The sequence below is a fragment of the Psychrobacter sp. M9-54-1 genome (assembly GCF_016613355.1).
Lineage (GTDB): Bacteria > Pseudomonadota > Gammaproteobacteria > Pseudomonadales > Moraxellaceae > Psychrobacter > Psychrobacter faecalis.
In genome coordinates this window covers 16307-34194 of record NZ_JADGFW010000024.1, presented here as the reverse complement: position 1 = coordinate 34194, position 17888 = coordinate 16307, and the positions used below count along the sequence as shown (strand labels likewise).

Here is a 17888-nt window from a genome sequence, read left to right as displayed (position 1 = left end):
TATCAATAACAGTAACAAAGCGCGGTACTGCTTATCACAGTGCCGCGCTTTGTTATTTTTGCTTCGCGACAACATTAATAATCAGCTACTGTACCAATAATGAAATAGGTACGCTATTACTGCTATTTAGCGTCCTATTACTGGCATAACCTGAGCTTTGGCTTTGATTGTTTTGTGAGATTTGTCCAATATTGACCCACTGCCCACGTGGGACGACAATGGTGCTATTCAATATTTGCCCTTGCACGCTATTATTATAGCCATAGCGATTATAAGAAGGATTAGCGCGCACGAGCTGTTCTTCTACTTGGGATAATTGTACTTCGACCTGCCCGTTTGGTAGTAGCCTTGGCGTCGCCGTAATCCCTTGCGTCGTCGGCAGTAATACTTGCTGCTGAATAATAATTTGCCCTGAAGGGCGATGAACATTCGGATAATTTGGATATCCTAGATAACTATTGGCAATATAGCTTTGGTTTAATGAGTAAAGCGTGCCTGTGCTGATGCTTGCTGCGCTGCCCGACAGCGTTTGTACTTGATATAGGTTATTACCTTGTTGTTGGCTATTACTTTGGCTGATTACGCCAGTACCTTGAATACCGCGATTACTAATAACAACCCGACCTTGCTGGATATTACCTTGGGATTGACGACTATTACCGACACGCACAGCAACGGTCAACGCCTGCGGTTGACCGTCAATCTGACTAAGTAACTGCTGTACTTTTTGATAATTAGCAGCCGTGGTATGTAATACGAGCTTATCTTGATAAGTCGACACCGTACCGCCATCGCGACTGCTACTTAACTCTTGACGCACCGCTGGTAATAAGCTCTCGCCACCATAGGTATGAATCACATAAGTTTGATAAGCGGCCGCTTGTACGACGATTGGCAATACCGTTAAACTTAAGATAAATACTATCGGACAGGTATAACTTATGATTTTGGTAGCTTTTATCATAGCCAGCGTACGACTAAAATAGGCTATTAGATGTTCGCTAAACTTATTCATGTCTGACTCCTAGCAGTCATTCTGCTTTATCAATAAGTAACCGCTACCAAACCATCAATGAGAAACCTAATTCTTTAGGTTTAGTCATTTAAGCCTAAAACATCCTGCATGTTATATTGACCAAATTCTTGCTCAATTACCCAAGTGGCCGCACGTACCGCTCCAGCGGCAAAGGTCATACGCGCACGCGCACGGTGGGTAATTTCAACCACTTCACCGTCGGCAATAAACATTACGGTATGATCACCGATGATTTCACCGCCGCGTATCGCATGAATGCCAATACTGCCAGCTTCGCGCTCGCCTGTTTGCCCTTCGCGGCCATAAATGGCAACGTCTTTTAAGTTCTGTCCGCGCGCTTCTGCGACTGCTTCTGCCATCATATAAGCCGTGCCCGATGGTGCGTCGATTTTGTGTTTATGATGGGCTTCGATAACTTCTACATCGGCATCATTGCCAAAGGCTTTTGCGGCCATAGCCAGTAGCTTTAAGGACAAATTAACGCCCGTTGAATAATTACCCGCATAGACAATAGCGATTTGCTTACTGGCTGCTTGTAATACTTGCTCTTGCTGCTCATTAAAGCCTGTTGTGCCAATCACCATCGCAACGTTGCTTGCCGCGCAGAGTTGCATATTTTGTTCGGTAGCATCAGGTAAGCTAAAATCAATTAATACATCGATGTCATTAATAACGGCTGTTAAATCATCGACAATTTGCACATCTAAACGACCAATCGCGGCAACTTCGCCCGCATCGGCACCGACAAGGCTTGAGCCTTGACGTTCAATCGCGGCGTTCAGCGTGGTTTGTGCGTTGTCTTGCACCGCTTCAATCAGCATACGCCCCATACGCCCGCCGGCACCGATAACGCCAACGTTAATGGTTTTTTTTTGCTCTTTGTTTTTTGACTGCTGACTCATATAGCTACCCTAGATATTTTATTTTTGATAGGTTAAGTTTAGCAAATATAATGGATAAATGGTTTTTTATAGCATCAACAAAAAGGCCTATCGTTTCACGTGAAACAATAGGCCTTATAATGACTTAAACAGTAGGGCTTAGCTATCAATCAAACAAATCACCAATCTTTTTAAAGAATGACTTTTTATGGGGTGACTGCTGATGCTTGCTGTCACCATCAAGCGTATCTTGGAATTGACGTAACAAGTCTTTTTGCTCGCGCGTTAGATTCACTGGCGTCTCGATGACCACACGACAAATCAAATCGCCTTTCATCGTCGTACGTACTGGCGTCACGCCTTTACCGCGCACACGCAGCAATTTGCCACTTTGCGTCCCTTCAGCGACCTTGATGTTGACTTTACCATCTAAGGTTGGGATTTCTACTTCTTTACCGAGTGCCGCATCAGTAATGCTCACTGGCACGTCCATATAGAGGTCAGCGCCTTGACGGTTAAAGACGTCGTGCGGTTTCACACGTACTTCAACGTATAAGTCACCGTTTTGTACGCCAGCGCCGCCCGCTTCGCCTTCACCTGCTAGGCGGACACGGTCACCATCGTCAACGCCCGCTGGGATAGACACTTCAAGCGTGCGCGATTTATCTTTTACGCCGCTGCCATGACAGTCAGAGCAAGGGTTTTTAATCTGTTTACCAGAGCCGCCACACTGCGGACACGTCTGCTGCACGGCAAAAAAGCCTTGCTGCATACGCACTTGGCCTTGACCATGACACATCTGACAAGTGACCACATCAGAAGCGTCTTTTGCGCCTTTACCATCGCAGGTATCGCACGGCGCAGGTGCCGTAAAGCTGATTTCTTTTTTACAGCCGCGTACTGCTTCTTCTAAGGTTAGCTCAATGACATAACGTAAGTCTGAACCGCGGCGTGAACGGCTACCGCCGCCGCGTGATTGACCAAAAATGTCGCCAAAGTTGCCAAAAATGTCGCCAAAGATATCTTGGAAATTGCCACCGCCGCCAAAACCGCCACCGCCCATGCCGTTTTCAAACGCCGCGTGTCCCATGCGATCATAAGCTGAGCGCTTGTCTTCATCGCTCAATACTTCATACGCCATCGACGCTTCTTTAAATTTGTCTTCAGCATCAGGATCATCAGAATTGCGGTCAGGATGGTATTTCATGGCCAGCTTGCGGTAGGCTCGCTTAATTTCCTTGCTGTCAGCGGTCTTACTGACACCTAATACTTCATAAAAATCGCGCTTACTCATGGGCTCTCCTATCGTCTTTACAGTCCACCGATCGGCCGATTCATCAACCCAAGTCAATCTTCTCCTTTGCACTGCACGCACCTACTTACAGGTTTCACATGAAACGTGGTGAATAGGTAGCAAAAAGAGGATAACTTATGAATCTTACGAGCGAATACGGCGGGATGCTGCTTAGCCAAATCAATTATTAAAAGTTTGCGCTATTTATGGAGATGATGGCGGGATTTATCAAGCACTGAGGCGTCTAAATTATAAATTATGAGGCTGTAGATGCCCTAAAAAAGGATTTATTAAGAATTGCACAAAGGTTTCCATACCTTTATAAGGCGTAGGCGTGCTAATATTTAGCGCGATATTGATATATATATAAATACTGTTTTTAATTTTTTAACCATTAGGTTTGCGCTAAGGTCGTATTTTTATGAAAAAGCTGATTGTTTTGTTGATTGTCATTGCCGTCGCTATCTATGGCGGTTCGCCTTATTACAGCGCTTATCAGCTTAAAAATGCCTACGATGCCAAAGATGGTGCAACGATCGCAGCGGCGATTGATTATGAGCAGGTGCGACCCAGTATTCAAAATCAGCTGACCAGCCAATTTGCAGTGACCATGACCAAATATCCATTGGTCGCCGAACTTGGCGGCGCGCCATTAACCGAAGCGGCCAATGGTTTTATCACTCAAGCGGTCGATGGCGCTATTACTCCGCAAAATATTGAAAAACTGATTAACACCCAAGGTCAAGCCAATACCGCGACCAAGGAGCTTGCCGCAGCATGGGCGATAGCCAGTAACCAAGTCGATCTTAAAAACCTGATTCAAAATTTAATCATTCAGCGCGGCGACGTCAATGCCGTAGTCAAAAACCAAATGCAGCAAATCATGCAAAAACAAGCGGCCGAGCTTGAGCAACAAGCGGCGCAAGGTACGGATAGTGACAAGCCAAAACTGGCTTATTGCGGGATTAACTGCTTTACCATTAGCGGTCAGGTGAAAGGTTATCCGCTGACTATCGAGATGCAGCGCGAAGGTTTGATAAATTGGAAAATCGTCGATATTGTTTTACCGCAATAGCTGTTACTACAATAGCTGTCACTGAGATAGACTGATAGAATCAATCATTAAGCACCATTAAAAACTGCCCTATGGACATCGCTCATAGGGCAGTTTTTAATGGTTACTTTCTATGTTATAGACTTTTTAATAATCAGAGCTTTTAATAATCAGAGCTCTTAATAAACAGACTTCTTAATCATTTACTCTACACCCAAGAACTCTAAAAACTCTGGGCTCTCAAAGCTTGCTTGATAAAGGACGCCATCTTCACGATAAATTGCCGGCGTTGCCATGACCGCAAGCCCTGCTGATTTTTCACGGTTAGGCGTTACATAATCGGCTTTACAGCTGGCTGGTGCCGGCGTCATTTTACCTTGTAGCATTGCTTTATCAAAAGCTGTGCGGCGGCTGTCCTCACTACCCTGACACCAGATAGCGCGCATTTGCTCAGGCGACTTTTCATAGATTGGATAACCGATGGTTTTTACCGTCACGCCTTTGGCATTGAGCATGGGTAGCTGCTGATGGAGACGGCGACAATAAGGACAATTGACATCATTAGCGACATAAATAACCGCTTTCTCAGGGCTGGTGGCAGGATAAGTAATCAGTTGGCTGTGGTCTAAGGTTGCAAATACCGCTTGGTTCTTAAGGCGCTCAAAGTTGCTATCAAGCCCGATAAACTGACCGTTTTCAATCACTGATATCTCACCGTCGGTGATATATTGCCCATCGTCTGATAGTAGAAATGGCACACCTTCTAAAGTCGCACCCCAAATGACTCCCGGCACGGCGGTATAAAAGAACGGCGTTTTAGTACTCATGTTTTTAAGCGCGCCCATATTTGCTAATAGGTCAGATTTCAGGCTGGCACTGACGGGCTTGCCTACTTGCAAGCTGCTGCTACGCGCTGGTGTTTTTGTGACGACGCGTTTGCTTGGATTCTTTTGTAGCTCACCTTGGATGACATATTTACCCTCTTTAGTGATATGCAGCGGCGGCTGTCCTACCAAGTTCACTTGATACATGTTGGGCAATTTAGAGGGCACAATAGAAGTGATTTGCGTTTTGATACCGGCTTGGCTCAGCAGTTGGCGTAATTGACTATCGACAGCTTTGCTCACACTGCTAGTCGCTTGCGTACTTTGTATACTTGCACTATTTTGCGGCGCTTGGTTGACATTATTTTTGATAGTGTCAGTGGCGCTTTGCTGCGCACAAGCGGTGGTAGTCAATAATATGACACTGATTAAGCTGGCAGATTTTAACAGAGAGAATTTCACAGAAGACTGTCCTATTGATTTTTAATAGCAATACTTTAAAAATGCTCATTATTAATAAAGCTGACTATATTATGTAAAAATATAGATTAAAAAATATAGGCAGACTTTAGCACAAGGACAGTTTTTGCAAAGTTTAAAAGCCTCAATTTTGCAAAATTGCTACTGAGCTTTAAGAGATAGGCAACACAGACAGTAGCCAGGGAGTATAACGGTAAACAGTGGACATTAAAAAAGCAGCGCACTTTTTCGTGGCTGCTTTTTTTGTAGAAAATTTTTATGACTGTTTAAGATGCAGCAGAGCCTAATTTTAGAATTTAGCGACTTCTTCCGGCGTTAAGAAACGACTGTCACCTTTCTCCAAACCGTCTAAGGTGATATGACCAATGCTGGCGCGATGCAGCTCGGTGACCCGATTACCAAAATAGCCCATCATACGTTTTACTTGATGATATTTACCCTGCTCCAAGGTCAAGCGTGCATGGGTTTCATCAATAAACTCAAGGGTAGCAGGCTTGGTTTCTTCGTGGTCGCCTTCTAAAAGGATACCTTCAGCCACTTCTTTGACGGCATTGGCTTGCGCGTCGCTGTCCATGGGACTTGCTAATGTGAGCTCGTATATTTTGGCATGCTCATGTTTAGGGCTGGTCACACGGTGTAACCAGCTGCCATCGTCACTGATAAGTAGGGCGCCCGTGGTATCGACATCGAGGCGTCCTGCAATACGCAAGCTGCCAAGCTCAGGTACAGCGATTAGCTCGGTGACGATAGGATATTCTTTGGCTTTTAAAGAGCATTCAAAACCTTCAGGTTTATGAAGCAATATATAGCGATTGCCAGTCGCAACCGACAATGGCTCGCCCGCCCACAGTACTTCATCGTTGACGATATCGACATGCAGCCCTGGATCTTTGACCACCGCATCATTTACCGTCACTTCACCGGCGTGCAAAATCCGCTTTGACTCTTTGCGCGACAGCTCAGTGGCTTTACTTATAAATTTATCTAGACGCATATGCTTGACTACCATTCGTTTTATACTACCAACTTCGTATCAAAAGCCAATCATACAAGCGCAGCTATTGCGCTTGTCCGCTGTCTTAAGTAATGAGAAGTGATACTATAATAAAAAATTAAATGAACACTGCGCCCAATACGGCAGGCAGTGGAAGTTAAGTAAGTTTACCATATCCAACCTAGACCTGATGAAATATGAGTTATCAAACGCTAAAACATGCGGTCAGCGCGCGCTTAGACATTAAAAAGTCTGAGTTTATTGCCTACGCCTATCCTGTAAACTCGCGCGAGCAAGCAATGTTTCACGTGGAACAGCTACGCGTGCAATATGCCGATGCGCGTCACCACTGTTGGGCGTATATTATTGGCGACCCCAATAACACCACTAGCGCAGGCTTTGATGATGATGGCGAACCAAATGGTACGGCAGGACGACCGATATTAAACGTCTTACAGCATAAATCTATCGGCAACGTGATTATCATTGTCGTGCGTTACTTTGGCGGTATCAAACTCGGTGCAGGCGGTCTAACTCGCGCTTATGCGGGTTCTGCGCAGGCGGCCGTCGATGAAATGGTACTGCTCCCGTACGTGCCGATGGCGCAAGTACAAATAATCGCTGAATTTGCCACCGAAGCGCAGTGTCGCTACGTGGTTGAGGACTTGGACGGGCATATTGATGATGTGACTTATAGTAAACAAGTGACCTTGACCGTAACGCTTGCTGAAGCAGATATCGATCACTTAAAAGAGCGGCTGGCGATGGATGGGCGTGTCTTAGAGTCGCGATAATTGATAAGTATGTATGCAGAGCCATTTTTCTTAGTTCTTCTTAATGGTAGTTCTAGATGAATTGCTTTGAGTGACCATACGTTCACTGAGCGTTCACTGAAAAGCATTGGTTTTAGCAACCGCCGTCGGTATGATAAGGCATTGATTGTTAAAGACGATTTTAACGATATTTTTAACGTCCATTAAATAAGAAACCTTTATGCCAACATCGAAACCACATAAAACCTTTACCCCTGCCCCATTTAAACCGCCATTTTGGTTAAGCAATCCACACTTACAAAGCATTTTACCCAAATTTTTTGCCCCTAAAACGCCGACTTACCGCCGCGTGGTCGAAAAAGACTCGCTGGATGAAAGCGATATTGCCTATGACTTTTATGATGCGCATCCTATAGACGCCGATTTTATAAACTCAGCAGGTAATGGCGAGCTTGAGCAAACCCCATTAATCGTATTGTTTCACGGTATGGAAGGCAGTAGCGACAGTCATTATGCGCGCGCGTTGGCCTATCAGATGCATGCGCAAGGATGGCACTTTGTCGTCGCTCACTTTCGTAGCTGCGGCGGTATTCCGGCGAGCGGTCGCGTCTTTTATAACGCTGGTGACACCGGCGAGCTGCATCATATGCTTGAGAACTTGCGCAAAAATTTTGCCCATATCTATGCGGTAGGCGTGTCCTTAGGCGGTAATGCACTGGCAAAATATATGGGCGAATATGGCGACAAAGCACTCTGTGACGGCGCGGCGGTGATTTCAGCACCTGTCGATATGTCGTCGGCGGCGCTTAGTATGCACAGCTTTTTGAGTCACCGTATTTATACGCCGTATCTGCTGAATCCCATTATCAAAAAAGCCTTGGCGAATGACATTACTAAAGATGAGATTGACTCTATCAAAGCGGTCAATCGTATCAGTGACTTTGATGATATCTTTACCGCTCCGCGTCATGGCTACCGCTCTAATAACCATTATTATCACGCTTCATCGGCGCTGCCTTATTTGATAAAAGTAACCAAACCTTTATTATTAATCAGCGCTAAAGACGACCCTTTCCTTGGGTTTACCGCCACGCCAAACGACGTCTCCGATACTGTCACGCTTTTAGAAACTGAGCATGGCGGGCACGTGGGCTTTATTCGTTATAACGTCGATAAAGACAAATCGACGCATCTTTATAAACAATCAAGATTTGATATCAACTGGTTGCCCGAAACGGTCAGCGCTTATTTTGAGTCTATTGGCGTGCCGTCTAACCATTGATAATGACATTTGCCACTCTGCCAAACTTTACTTTTTTTACTTAACCTTTAACTCTTTGAGATTGCGCCATGTATCCATTTATTCGTTATGCTAGTACCATCGCTCGCGCCGCACTACAAGTAAAAAAGGGCAATACCTTAACGTTTAAAGATACCAGCGAGATTAGCTTTCGCTGTCGTCTGACCGATATTGATAATTTCTTGGAGATGAATAATGGCCGCGTCCTGACCCTTTTTGATATGGGACGTACCGATTTTGCGGTACGGAGCGGCCTTGGTACACAGCTCTTAAAGCAGCGTTGGGGTTTGGTGGTCGCTGGCAGTACCATCCAATATCGCAAACGCATTCGCGCCTTCGATAAAGTCACCATGAAAACTCGTATCGTCGGCTTCGATGAGCGCTGGATATATATCGAGCAGTCGATGTGGGTCAAAGGCAAGCCTTGCTCCTCTGCCCTACTGCGCACGGGCGTCACCGAGGGCGGCAAAGTGATCGAAACCTCGCGTGTCTTAGGGGTGCTAAATCAAGCAGATTGGAAGCTACGGCCGAGCGGCTATGTGGCAGAATGGATTATCAGTGATGCCGACCGTCCGTGGCCGCCAGTGGGTTAGGATACGATTGTTCGATAAGCGCCTTACGATCATCAGTGGTGATGACGTGGTTGGGTTATTGATGAATGCGAAAGGGTTTTTGCAGTTGAATTAAGCAGTAAGTAAGTTTAAAGAAATGGGTCAGTTTTTTCGGTCATCGCATTGATGATTTAAAAAGCTGACCTTTTTTTATCAATTAGTGAGTACTAATCTTAAAAAACATTGGTTTCATAATAGAAATCCACTACTTTTATTGCATAACTAAATACACATTATCTAACACGCACGCCGTTCAGCTTTGCTAAAGTAAGTCATGCAAATTTTCTCATAAAATAACAAGGACGCCCGTCATGACCTTACTAAATACCTTTGATTTAACCTACCCTATCGTACAAGCACCGATGGCAGGGGCGACGACGCCTGAGCTGGCAGCGACAGTAAGTAACTTTGGTGGACTGGGGTCATTGGGAGGCGGAACGACGGCGCCAACGGTTTTAAATGAGCACATTAATATCCTTAGATCGCTCACCGACCGCCCTTTTATGATCAATCTAATGGTGTTATCTGAGCACGATTCTACTACCTTAGATAGCAAAATGCCTGCTTGGTTAAACGAGTATTATAAAAAAAACAACATAGACATGGCGTTACCTGAACGTCCCGCATTTAATTTTTCTGAGCAGCTACAAGTGCTGTATGACAATCCAGTGCCTGTCGCTAGCTTCACCTTTGGTATTATCAGCGCCGAGCAGGTGCAGGGCTTAAAGGATTTGGGCACACGCGTCATCGGTACTGCCAATCATCCGTTGGAAGCGAAAGCATGGGCAGATATTGGTGTCGATGCGGTCTGTATTCAGGGCTCAGAAGCTGGCGGTCATCGCGGTGGTTGGTTGCCACAAAGCGCAAACGATCCATTGGGTTTATTGACGCTGATTAGTCAAACGCGTGTTTGCACCGATATTCCTTTGATTGCAGCGGGCGGTATTATGACAGGGCAAGCGATTAAAGCGGTGCAAACGGCTGGCGCTGAGCTGGCGCAAATAGGCACGGCTTTTTTGACCACCGATACATGCGCTATTAATGATACGTATAAACAAGCGCTACTTGATGCCAGTCTGGGTAAGCGCAGTTCGGAGACGCGATTAACGCGGCTGTTTTCAGGTAAGCATGCACGCGGATTGTTAAATGACTATTTGCGCGATTTTGGTCAATTTGAGAGCGCGCATGAGTTACCGCCTTACCCACAATTAAATGCCATGACCAAAAACTTACGTGCTCATGCAAAAAATAACCTCAATGCTGAACATCAGTCTTTATGGGCAGGACAAGGGGTCGCGTTGGTCAGACAAGAAAGTACGCTTGAATTGCTCGAGCGACTTGTCAAAGATTTATAATCTTAAACGACTTCATTAAAATCTTATAGACAATAAAAGAAACACCAGAGGCTCTGGTGTTTCTTTTTTATTTTAAAATAAATACTTTTAACCAATCCCTAACGCTGTGCGTCTACTATACTTCTAAACGCTTTGTAATCGTCTGCCGTTTGTTCCACCGCCTCGATCATCGGTACATGACCAATATCTGGCATCATAATCACCTGCGCTTGCGGGATGATTTTTTTTATGAGATTGACCGTTTCAGGTTTGATGATCTGATCTTTATCACCCCAAACGACGAGCGTTGGGATTTTATATTGGGCGATAATTTTGGCGCGCTCTTCGACATTATCGGTGACGATTTGCTCGAGGATTTTGGCGTCCAGCTCTTTATTTTTGATACGTTCTTGGGCAAACACCGCTTTGACCGATTTTGGCAAATATGGCGGCTTATGCATGACAAAATCATACATTTTATAAAAATCTTCATTGCTATTAATCAACAGCGGATTATTCTCTAATGTTGCGCCTTCTAATGATTTAGGAATGCCAGCTGACCAAAAACCTGCGCTATCGACGAGCCATAGACTTTTAACCTCTTTGGGATATTTTGCCGCATAAGCTACGCTGATAGCGCCGCCCATCGAGTTGCCGCCGACATGAATGTTTGACGCCAACCCTTTGGCTTGCAGTAACTCATGTAAGCGCGTCGCTTGCGCCTCCGAGCGATAATCAGCGCTCAACGGTTTGCTCGACTCACCAAAACCAAGCAAATCAGGAATGATGAGATGATAACCTTCTAACTGACGCGCGATACGGGTAAAGTTGTCCTTATTACCGCCAAAGCCATGAATGAGTAATAACGGCTCGCCAGCGACATTGCCGTTTTCGGCATAGACCATCTTATCGCCAGAGGCCAATGTCAGCGCTTTGATTTCTAAATCAGACTTGTTACGCTCATATTGGATAATCTTTTGCGTGGTATTGGCCGCTAATTGATTGGGCGCGGTGGTACAACCGACCATAGAAAGACTAAAAACCGCGGCAAGGCACAGGCGTTTTAAGAGCATCGAAACATCCTTGTTATAGTTGGTAGATAGAGATAAAAAAGTTAAAATCGCAATCTTAGCATAAGAGTATTAATAACTAGCTTACTGGGTCAACAACTTATCACTATTTATCATTGATTAATTTTAATACTACTATCACCTATCAATACATTATATAAAAAAACGTTACCAGTCTAACCAAGATGCTATAGGCAAGGTCATCTATAATAAGGGTTTTTATGTCATAAAATACAGCAAACTTGGATGGCGAAAAAGGATAAACATTGAGTAAAACAACTACCTCCACTGCTAAAAGCCGTGACCTCACCCAAGGGTCGATTGCCAAAACCATGCTGCTTTTCGCTCTGCCAACCCTTGGCTCATCAGCCTTGCAATCTCTGAATGGCTCGATTAATGCCGTCTGGGTAGGGCGGTTTTTAGGGGAAGAAGCGCTGGCTGCGACGGCAAACGGCAACATCTTGATGTTTATCCTCATCTCCTTCGTTTTCGGTTTTGGTATGGCGGCGACTATTTTGATTGGTCAAGCTATGGGACGCCGTAACGACACCATGGTGAAAAGAACCATGGGTACCGCGCTGGGTAGTATTATTCCAATCAGTATATTGGTGTCGGCAATCGGCTGGCTATTTGCTCCACTGCTGCTTAACCTGCTCGGTACGCCAGCAAGTGCGGTAGAGCTTGCGCTGACCTATCTGCGGATGATTTTTGTAGCGATGCCTGTCACTTTAACTTTTACGCTGATCATGATGGCACTACGCGGAACGGGCGACTCTACCACGCCGCTTTGGTTTATCATTATTTCGGTGATTATCGACCTGATTTTGACGCCGGTGCTGATTTTGGGTATCGGCCCCTTTCCTGAATGGGGTATCTTTGGTTCGGCTTTTGCAACTGCTGTCGCCAACGCGCTGGCGCTGATTGGCATGATTGTCACTATGTATTTGCGCGGTTCTGTGCTGACACTTAAGCTGCCCGAGCTGCGTTTTTTACGCGTAGACCGAGATATCCTAAAGTCGATGTTTTCAAAGGGTCTGCCGATGGGGCTGCAGATGATTGTTATCTCATCAGCAGCGCTCACAATGCTGTCGCTCATTAACCGCGAGGGCGTACAAACAACGGCCGCTTATAGCGCAACGCAGCAACTTTGGACCTATGTGCAAATGCCAGCAATGGCGCTCAGTGCTGCAGCCAGTGCAATGGTCGCACAAAATATCGGTGCCAATCAATGGGACCGTGTTGCTGGCATCACGCGCTGGGGACTTATCTTTAACGTTATCCTAACAGGCGCTATGATTGGGGTACTAAGCATTTTTGATGAGACTATTTTGGAGCTATTCCTTGGTAGTGACAGCGCCGCCGTGCCGATTGGGCGCCATATTCAGTTGATGGCGACATGGGGCTTTATCTTTTTTGGCATTGCGCAAGTTTTCTTTGGCACCATGCGTGCCAACGGTTATGTGGTTTGGCCGCTTATCGTCATGGTGATTTCGATGTATCCTGTGCGCCTTGGCTTTGCGTTCGGGCTTTATCCACTCCTTGGAGCCGATGCGCTTTGGCTATCGTTTCCAGCTGGCATGGTAGCAACGGCGTTGATGGGCGCGGGATTATATCTATACGGCGGCTGGCGCAAAGGTAAAAACATGCCCGCCGAAGAAGCGGCGCAAAGATCGGAGGAGTTTCGCGCCCAAACCGGTACCAGTGCCTCGTTTCGTGATATTTTACCGACTACTGTGTGGAAGCTCTCGCCTTTACGCCGTATTACAAGGCTGCGTCGTCGACTACAAAAACGCCTGCAAAAACACCGTATGAGAAGAAAACATAAACGTTCCTCGCGCGGTTTATAGGTAGTCAATGCAATGGGTTTAAGTTCAACCGTTTTAAAATTAACTATTTTAAAATCATTAACCTTAAAATCAAGAACTTAATAAAAAATCCACTGCTGCTGCTGCATGAATTGCAGTGGTATCAAATACGGGAATGGGGCTGTCTGCTTGCTGAATCAGCAGTCCAATTTCGGTACAGCCCAAAATGACGCCCTTTGCGCCTTTATCTGCTAAATTTTCAGTCACTTGCTGATAATACTGGCGTGAGCTATCAAGTAGCTGACCTTGACACAGCTCCTCATAAATAATGCGATGTACCTCTGCCCGTGCGCCTGTCTCTGGTATCAACACTTGCAAACCTGCATCTATCAAACGCTGCTTATAAAAATCCTCTGTCATGGTGAACTGCGTGCCAAGTAGCGCAACTTTGGTTAGCCCTTGCTGCTTAATCGCCGCAGCGGTGACATCAGCAATATGAATAATCGGTAAGTTGGTAGCGGCTTGAACGTCATCGACGACTTTATGCATGGTATTAGTCGCGATAAGCAAACCTTGCGCGCCAGCCGCTTGCAGACGTTTGCCGCTATTGGCCAATACTTTACCCATTTCATCCCTTGCGCCTTGTGCTTGTAGCGCTTCAATCGGTGCAAAGTCCACGCTATGAATCAGAAAATTTGCTGAATGCAAATTGCCAAGTCTAGCTTTGATACCCTCATTTATCAGTCGATAATAGCTTTCGGTACTCTCCCAACTCATGCCGCCGATGATGCCAAGCGTCCTTTGTTTACATGAGTTTTTGGATAAATGTTTTTCTACGTTCTGCGCTAAATTACTTGGATTGGCAGACATTTTTATCATTATAGAGTTGTTTTGGATAGTGCTAAGTTTACTTCATCAGCATGAACAGCGACAAATTACTAAAACTGAATGATAACAATATAATAAGGCGAACTTGATGATTGATAATAACCATTTTACCTCGCCGTCATCACGCGTTATCATAGTCGCCGCTAAGCATGAGCAATGCTTTATATCACCCTCTCTCATCGCAAAATATCACGTTTACAGCAGCAGTGAAACGTGGCTCTCATCAAGCAGGACAACAGAACATTATGGCAAACTTCCCGACCGTCAGAATACGCACGCGGCGCAAATACTATCGGCTGATTTTCACCTTTTTAATGGCGCTGATGATGTCGACGATTATCTCGACGGCCCTGCTACTGATCAATGTAGGATTTGTCGAAGGCTTTTTTATCACGCTGTTTAATTCGTGGAAATATGCCTTTATGGTCGCTTGGCCGAGCGCCTATATTTGCGCCTATTTAATCCAAGAGCACCTGCTGAGTAGGATTGAGTTTTATTAAAACATAAAAGTTAATAAATCATAAAATTTAGTAATTTATAAACTTTAGTACATTATGCCAGCGTAAAAACAGCTAAGATAGGCTAAAAACCGTTTTTAATCAGAGGCGACTATGAGCCACGCACGGCGTACTATTGAGCAGTTACTGCAGCAAGATATCCTCTCTCTTAAAAATGCCGAGGCAGCAGCAACGCATCTAGAAGTCTATCCGAGTAAACGCAGGTGGCTAGACTTTTTTGATAAGGCGCTGCTAATTATTGGCGCGGTAGCACTGGTCTTATCCCTAGTGTTTTTTATCGCTTATAACTGGCAAAACTTGGGCAAAATAGGCAAATTCGCCTTGGTTGAAGGGGCGCTGGTGATTACCATCGCGCTTTATGTAGCACTGTCTTTTAGGCGACAATTTCAACTGATTCGGCAGTTATTATTACTTATCGCTAGTATTATTACCGGCAGCTTATTGGCGCTATTTGGGCAGGTCTATCAAACAGGCGCTGATACGTGGCAGCTTTTCTTTGCTTGGGCGATACTGATTACACCTTGGGTAGTTATCGCCCGTTTCCCTGCGCTCTGGCTGCTGTGGTTAGGCTTAATCAATGCATTTTTGCTACTCTATTTAGATGTCGCAAATCTACAATTTATTAAATATAGCCTGCAAAACATCTCTCAAGTAGCCGTTCTTGCGCTATTTAATTTTATTGCCTTTTATAGTTGGTTGATTGGTTTCGATAATAAAACTTCCTCTTCTATTCCCTATCTGTTTCATCGCATTAACGTTAAAAAATCCACTGCTCAAATAAACAGCGCTCAAACCAATTCCAGCTTGCATTGGAGCACTTATGTCGTCGGTTTATTAAGCACGTTTTTTATGACGTATCTGGCGATTGTCACGGTCTTTGATAATGGCAATATCTGGGCGACGCTTATCGCTACCATAGTATGGTTAGGCTGGTGCGGCTTTATGCTTTGGCAGTTTTATCAGCGCCGTCTTGATTTACTGATGCTGACCTATTTGTCGTTTTCTATCATTATTATGGTGATGTTTTGGGTCGGCAAATGGCTGTTAGATGATTTTGAGGGGGGTGGATTTCTGCTATTAGCCTTGCTACTTGTTGGCATGAGCTCTGCGGCAGTTGTGTGGCTGCGCAAAGTTGCTTATATCAACAATGATGACACTACCTCTTCTATTGTTAAGGGAGACAGTGATGAATAATGAGCTGAATAATATCAACCATAACAAGCAACAGCCCGAGATTTTGCTATTACAACAGCAGGGATTCATCGACGCACAAAACGTCAATGATAAGCTTTTAAATAATGCAGCTGTAGCGCCTAGCCCGTGGTTTATCAGTTTGCTTTTTGGTTTTAGTGGCGTATTTGCCAGTTTATTTTTTATCGGGTTTTTGACCTTAATTTTAGACAACACCGGTTTGCTGGATAGTACGCTAGCGCTATTTATTATTGGCGGCATATTAAGCGGCATTGGCGGGTTTCTATTTTATAACGCCCGCTTGCGCCATAGTTCTTTTTGGAATAGCTTAGCTTTTGCAGTTACGCTAGCAGGTCAAGGTTATATCGCCTATGCTTTACTAGCGAGTGAGATTACAGAGCCACTCAATATAATGCTATTGCTCCTTGTGCAACTATTGATGACGGTTGTCATTCCCAATTTTGTTTATCGTTTATTGAGCGCAACCTTGGCTTTAGTCTGCCTACTTTACCTGTTAAATTACTATCACTTATCCGAAGTCAGCTTAGGATTATTGGCTTTGATAACCAGCGTGACTCATTTACAGCGTTATACACTCGCTGTATTTATCCCGAGAAAATGGCGAATGAATGCGTTAGAAATCATGAGTGCTATTGGCTATACGAGCGCCTATGTCTTGCTCAGCATTTCCGTCTATTTTATCGCTGCGGAATATGGCAATAGCCTCAATAATTACGGTGAGTCCTTTAGCTATAACTACTACTTAGCTCAAGGGCTATTAACGCTTGCCAGCCTTTATGCCGCTTATCTCATTTTAAAGCGCTATCACATCAAATTATTATCAGCAGCAGGACTACTCATTAGCGCTGCGATTGTATTACTTGGGATCATGTCTATTTATGTCTCAGGCTTATTGGCCACCAGTTTGATTATTATCATTGCTACTGCTAATAGCCAACGCGTGTTGTTAGGGTTAAGCGTTATTGCCTTGGTCGGTTATATCTTTTGGTATTACTATCAGCTCGATACGTCTTTATTGGTCAAGTCTGCCTCTATGCTGGTCATCGGTAACGCACTACTGCTGCTGCGCTGGCTGCTTATCAAAAACTATTTTGCGCAGATAAAATCAAGCGCTAACGATCATCAGGAGCGGCTGTCATGAATGATAAAATTTTGACCAAGCGCTTGCTTAAAGCCACATCAAAGACCCATTGGCTACAAAAACCGGCAGTCACGATTATTATTGCCCTTCTTGGATTGGCGCTGGTATTGGTGGTGATGACGAGGAATATTATTAAATATGAAGCCCATCTGACGACTGGCGATACGGTTTTATTAGCGCTTGCACCCGTTGATCCACGCGGCTTTATGCAGGGCGACTATATGACCCTCAGCTATGCGCTAGAGCGTGACGTATTTGCCGCCTTAAATAAAGACCCCGGTAGCTATCCTAATAACGAACAAGGCTATGTCATTGTCGCTTTAGACCAACATAATGTCGGACAGTTTAAGCGCTTAGCGGCTAATCAGCCTAAAAATCTAGCCTCTAATGAGATGGCGCTTCACTACCGTATCCGTAACGGCGTAATGCAGCTTGCGACCAATGCTTTTTTCTTCCAAGAAGGTCATGGCGAAGCATTTGAGGCAGCAGAATATGGGCTATTTCGGATTAATGATAAAGGGGAGCCGCTACTGACCAATTTAGTAGATGACGATTTTAAGGTTATTAGTCCAGAGCAGGCACATGCAGAACAAATAACCACAGAACAAACTGCTAATGATTAATGAAACCAACTAAATGCTGCTCACTTAACGCTGACTACTTTGCTTTACCA

17 protein-coding genes are annotated in these 17888 nt (G+C 44.9%); 10 read left to right on the top strand and 7 right to left on the bottom strand.

Going from position 1 to position 17888, the window contains the following annotated elements; translation table 11 throughout:
- Positions 1 to 85: 85 nt before the first annotated feature.
- The 3 genes from IQ457_RS09745 to dnaJ all read right to left on the bottom strand — a co-directional run bounded on the left by IQ457_RS09745 (position 86) and on the right by dnaJ (position 3211).
- Positions 86 to 1015, bottom strand: coding sequence for a hypothetical protein (locus IQ457_RS09745; RefSeq protein WP_200663010.1), 930 nt, complete (start codon positions 1013 to 1015; stop codon positions 86 to 88).
- An 80-nt stretch (positions 1016 to 1095) separates the two neighbouring features.
- The gene (gene dapB, locus IQ457_RS09740) at positions 1096 to 1938 is read right to left on the bottom strand and encodes a 4-hydroxy-tetrahydrodipicolinate reductase (RefSeq protein ID WP_200663009.1); all 843 of its coding nucleotides are present in this window, start codon (positions 1936 to 1938) and stop codon (positions 1096 to 1098) included.
- 145 nt (positions 1939 to 2083) lie between these two features.
- Entirely contained in the window at positions 2084 to 3211 is a 1128-nt protein-coding gene (gene dnaJ / locus IQ457_RS09735) for a molecular chaperone DnaJ (protein WP_200663008.1), read from the bottom strand.
- A 421-nt stretch (positions 3212 to 3632) separates the two neighbouring features.
- Here dnaJ and IQ457_RS09730 point away from each other — a divergent pair, with 421 nt between their 5' ends.
- Positions 3633 to 4286 (top strand): DUF2939 domain-containing protein, encoded by a 654-nt coding sequence (locus IQ457_RS09730; protein WP_200663007.1) that lies wholly within the window; start codon positions 3633 to 3635, stop codon positions 4284 to 4286.
- Positions 4287 to 4468: 182 nt separating this feature from the next.
- Here IQ457_RS09730 and IQ457_RS09725 read toward each other — a convergent pair whose 3' ends face one another.
- Both IQ457_RS09725 and IQ457_RS09720 read right to left on the bottom strand, forming a co-directional pair.
- Positions 4469 to 5551, bottom strand: coding sequence for a disulfide isomerase DsbC N-terminal domain-containing protein (locus tag IQ457_RS09725; protein WP_200663006.1), 1083 nt, complete (start codon positions 5549 to 5551; stop codon positions 4469 to 4471).
- Between the two features lie 307 nt (positions 5552 to 5858).
- On the bottom strand, positions 5859 to 6563 hold the full coding sequence (locus IQ457_RS09720; RefSeq protein ID WP_068405762.1) for a pseudouridine synthase: 705 nt from the start codon (positions 6561 to 6563) through the stop codon (positions 5859 to 5861).
- Between the two features lie 197 nt (positions 6564 to 6760).
- On the opposite strand from IQ457_RS09720, the gene IQ457_RS09715 reads away from it, so the two are divergent.
- From IQ457_RS09715 to IQ457_RS09700, 4 genes are all read left to right on the top strand, one after another.
- Positions 6761 to 7357 carry a YigZ family protein gene (locus IQ457_RS09715; RefSeq protein WP_200663005.1) on the top strand — a complete coding sequence of 199 codons (597 nt, stop codon included), beginning with the start codon at positions 6761 to 6763 and terminating at the stop codon, positions 7355 to 7357.
- Positions 7358 to 7556: 199 nt separating this feature from the next.
- A complete protein-coding gene (locus IQ457_RS09710; RefSeq protein WP_200663004.1) occupies positions 7557 to 8618 on the top strand; it encodes a YheT family hydrolase in 1062 nt (353 codons plus the stop codon).
- A 68-nt stretch (positions 8619 to 8686) separates the two neighbouring features.
- Entirely contained in the window at positions 8687 to 9229 is a 543-nt protein-coding gene (locus IQ457_RS09705) for an acyl-CoA thioesterase (protein ID WP_200663003.1), read from the top strand.
- A gap of 329 nt (positions 9230 to 9558) precedes the next feature.
- The gene (locus IQ457_RS09700; protein WP_200663002.1) at positions 9559 to 10602 is read left to right on the top strand and encodes an NAD(P)H-dependent flavin oxidoreductase; all 1044 of its coding nucleotides are present in this window, start codon (positions 9559 to 9561) and stop codon (positions 10600 to 10602) included.
- Positions 10603 to 10700: 98 nt separating this feature from the next.
- Here the strand turns inward: IQ457_RS09700 and IQ457_RS09695 are convergent, their stop codons facing one another.
- Entirely contained in the window at positions 10701 to 11654 is a 954-nt protein-coding gene (locus IQ457_RS09695; RefSeq protein WP_200663001.1) for an alpha/beta hydrolase, read from the bottom strand.
- A 263-nt stretch (positions 11655 to 11917) separates the two neighbouring features.
- Between IQ457_RS09695 and IQ457_RS09690 the strand changes: the two genes are divergently transcribed.
- Entirely contained in the window at positions 11918 to 13498 is a 1581-nt protein-coding gene (locus IQ457_RS09690; protein ID WP_200663000.1) for an MATE family efflux transporter, read from the top strand.
- Between the two features lie 69 nt (positions 13499 to 13567).
- Here IQ457_RS09690 and IQ457_RS09685 read toward each other — a convergent pair whose 3' ends face one another.
- Positions 13568 to 14326, bottom strand: coding sequence for an aspartate/glutamate racemase family protein (locus tag IQ457_RS09685; RefSeq protein ID WP_200662999.1), 759 nt, complete (start codon positions 14324 to 14326; stop codon positions 13568 to 13570).
- Positions 14327 to 14550: 224 nt separating this feature from the next.
- On the opposite strand from IQ457_RS09685, the gene IQ457_RS09680 reads away from it, so the two are divergent.
- From IQ457_RS09680 to IQ457_RS09665, 4 genes are all read left to right on the top strand, one after another.
- On the top strand, positions 14551 to 14844 hold the full coding sequence (locus IQ457_RS09680; protein WP_264753696.1) for a DUF2798 domain-containing protein: 294 nt from the start codon (positions 14551 to 14553) through the stop codon (positions 14842 to 14844).
- 111 nt (positions 14845 to 14955) lie between these two features.
- A complete protein-coding gene (locus IQ457_RS09675) occupies positions 14956 to 16056 on the top strand; it encodes a DUF2157 domain-containing protein (RefSeq protein WP_200662998.1) in 1101 nt (366 codons plus the stop codon).
- Positions 16049 to 17215: a DUF4401 domain-containing protein gene (locus IQ457_RS09670; RefSeq protein ID WP_200662997.1), complete on the top strand. Its 1167-nt coding sequence runs from the start codon at positions 16049 to 16051 to the stop codon at positions 17213 to 17215. The genes IQ457_RS09675 and IQ457_RS09670 overlap by 8 nt, the downstream gene beginning before the upstream one ends.
- The gene (locus IQ457_RS09665; protein ID WP_200662996.1) at positions 17212 to 17838 is read left to right on the top strand and encodes a GDYXXLXY domain-containing protein; all 627 of its coding nucleotides are present in this window, start codon (positions 17212 to 17214) and stop codon (positions 17836 to 17838) included. The genes IQ457_RS09670 and IQ457_RS09665 overlap by 4 nt, the downstream gene beginning before the upstream one ends.
- The last annotated feature ends 50 nt before the right edge of the window (positions 17839 to 17888 follow it).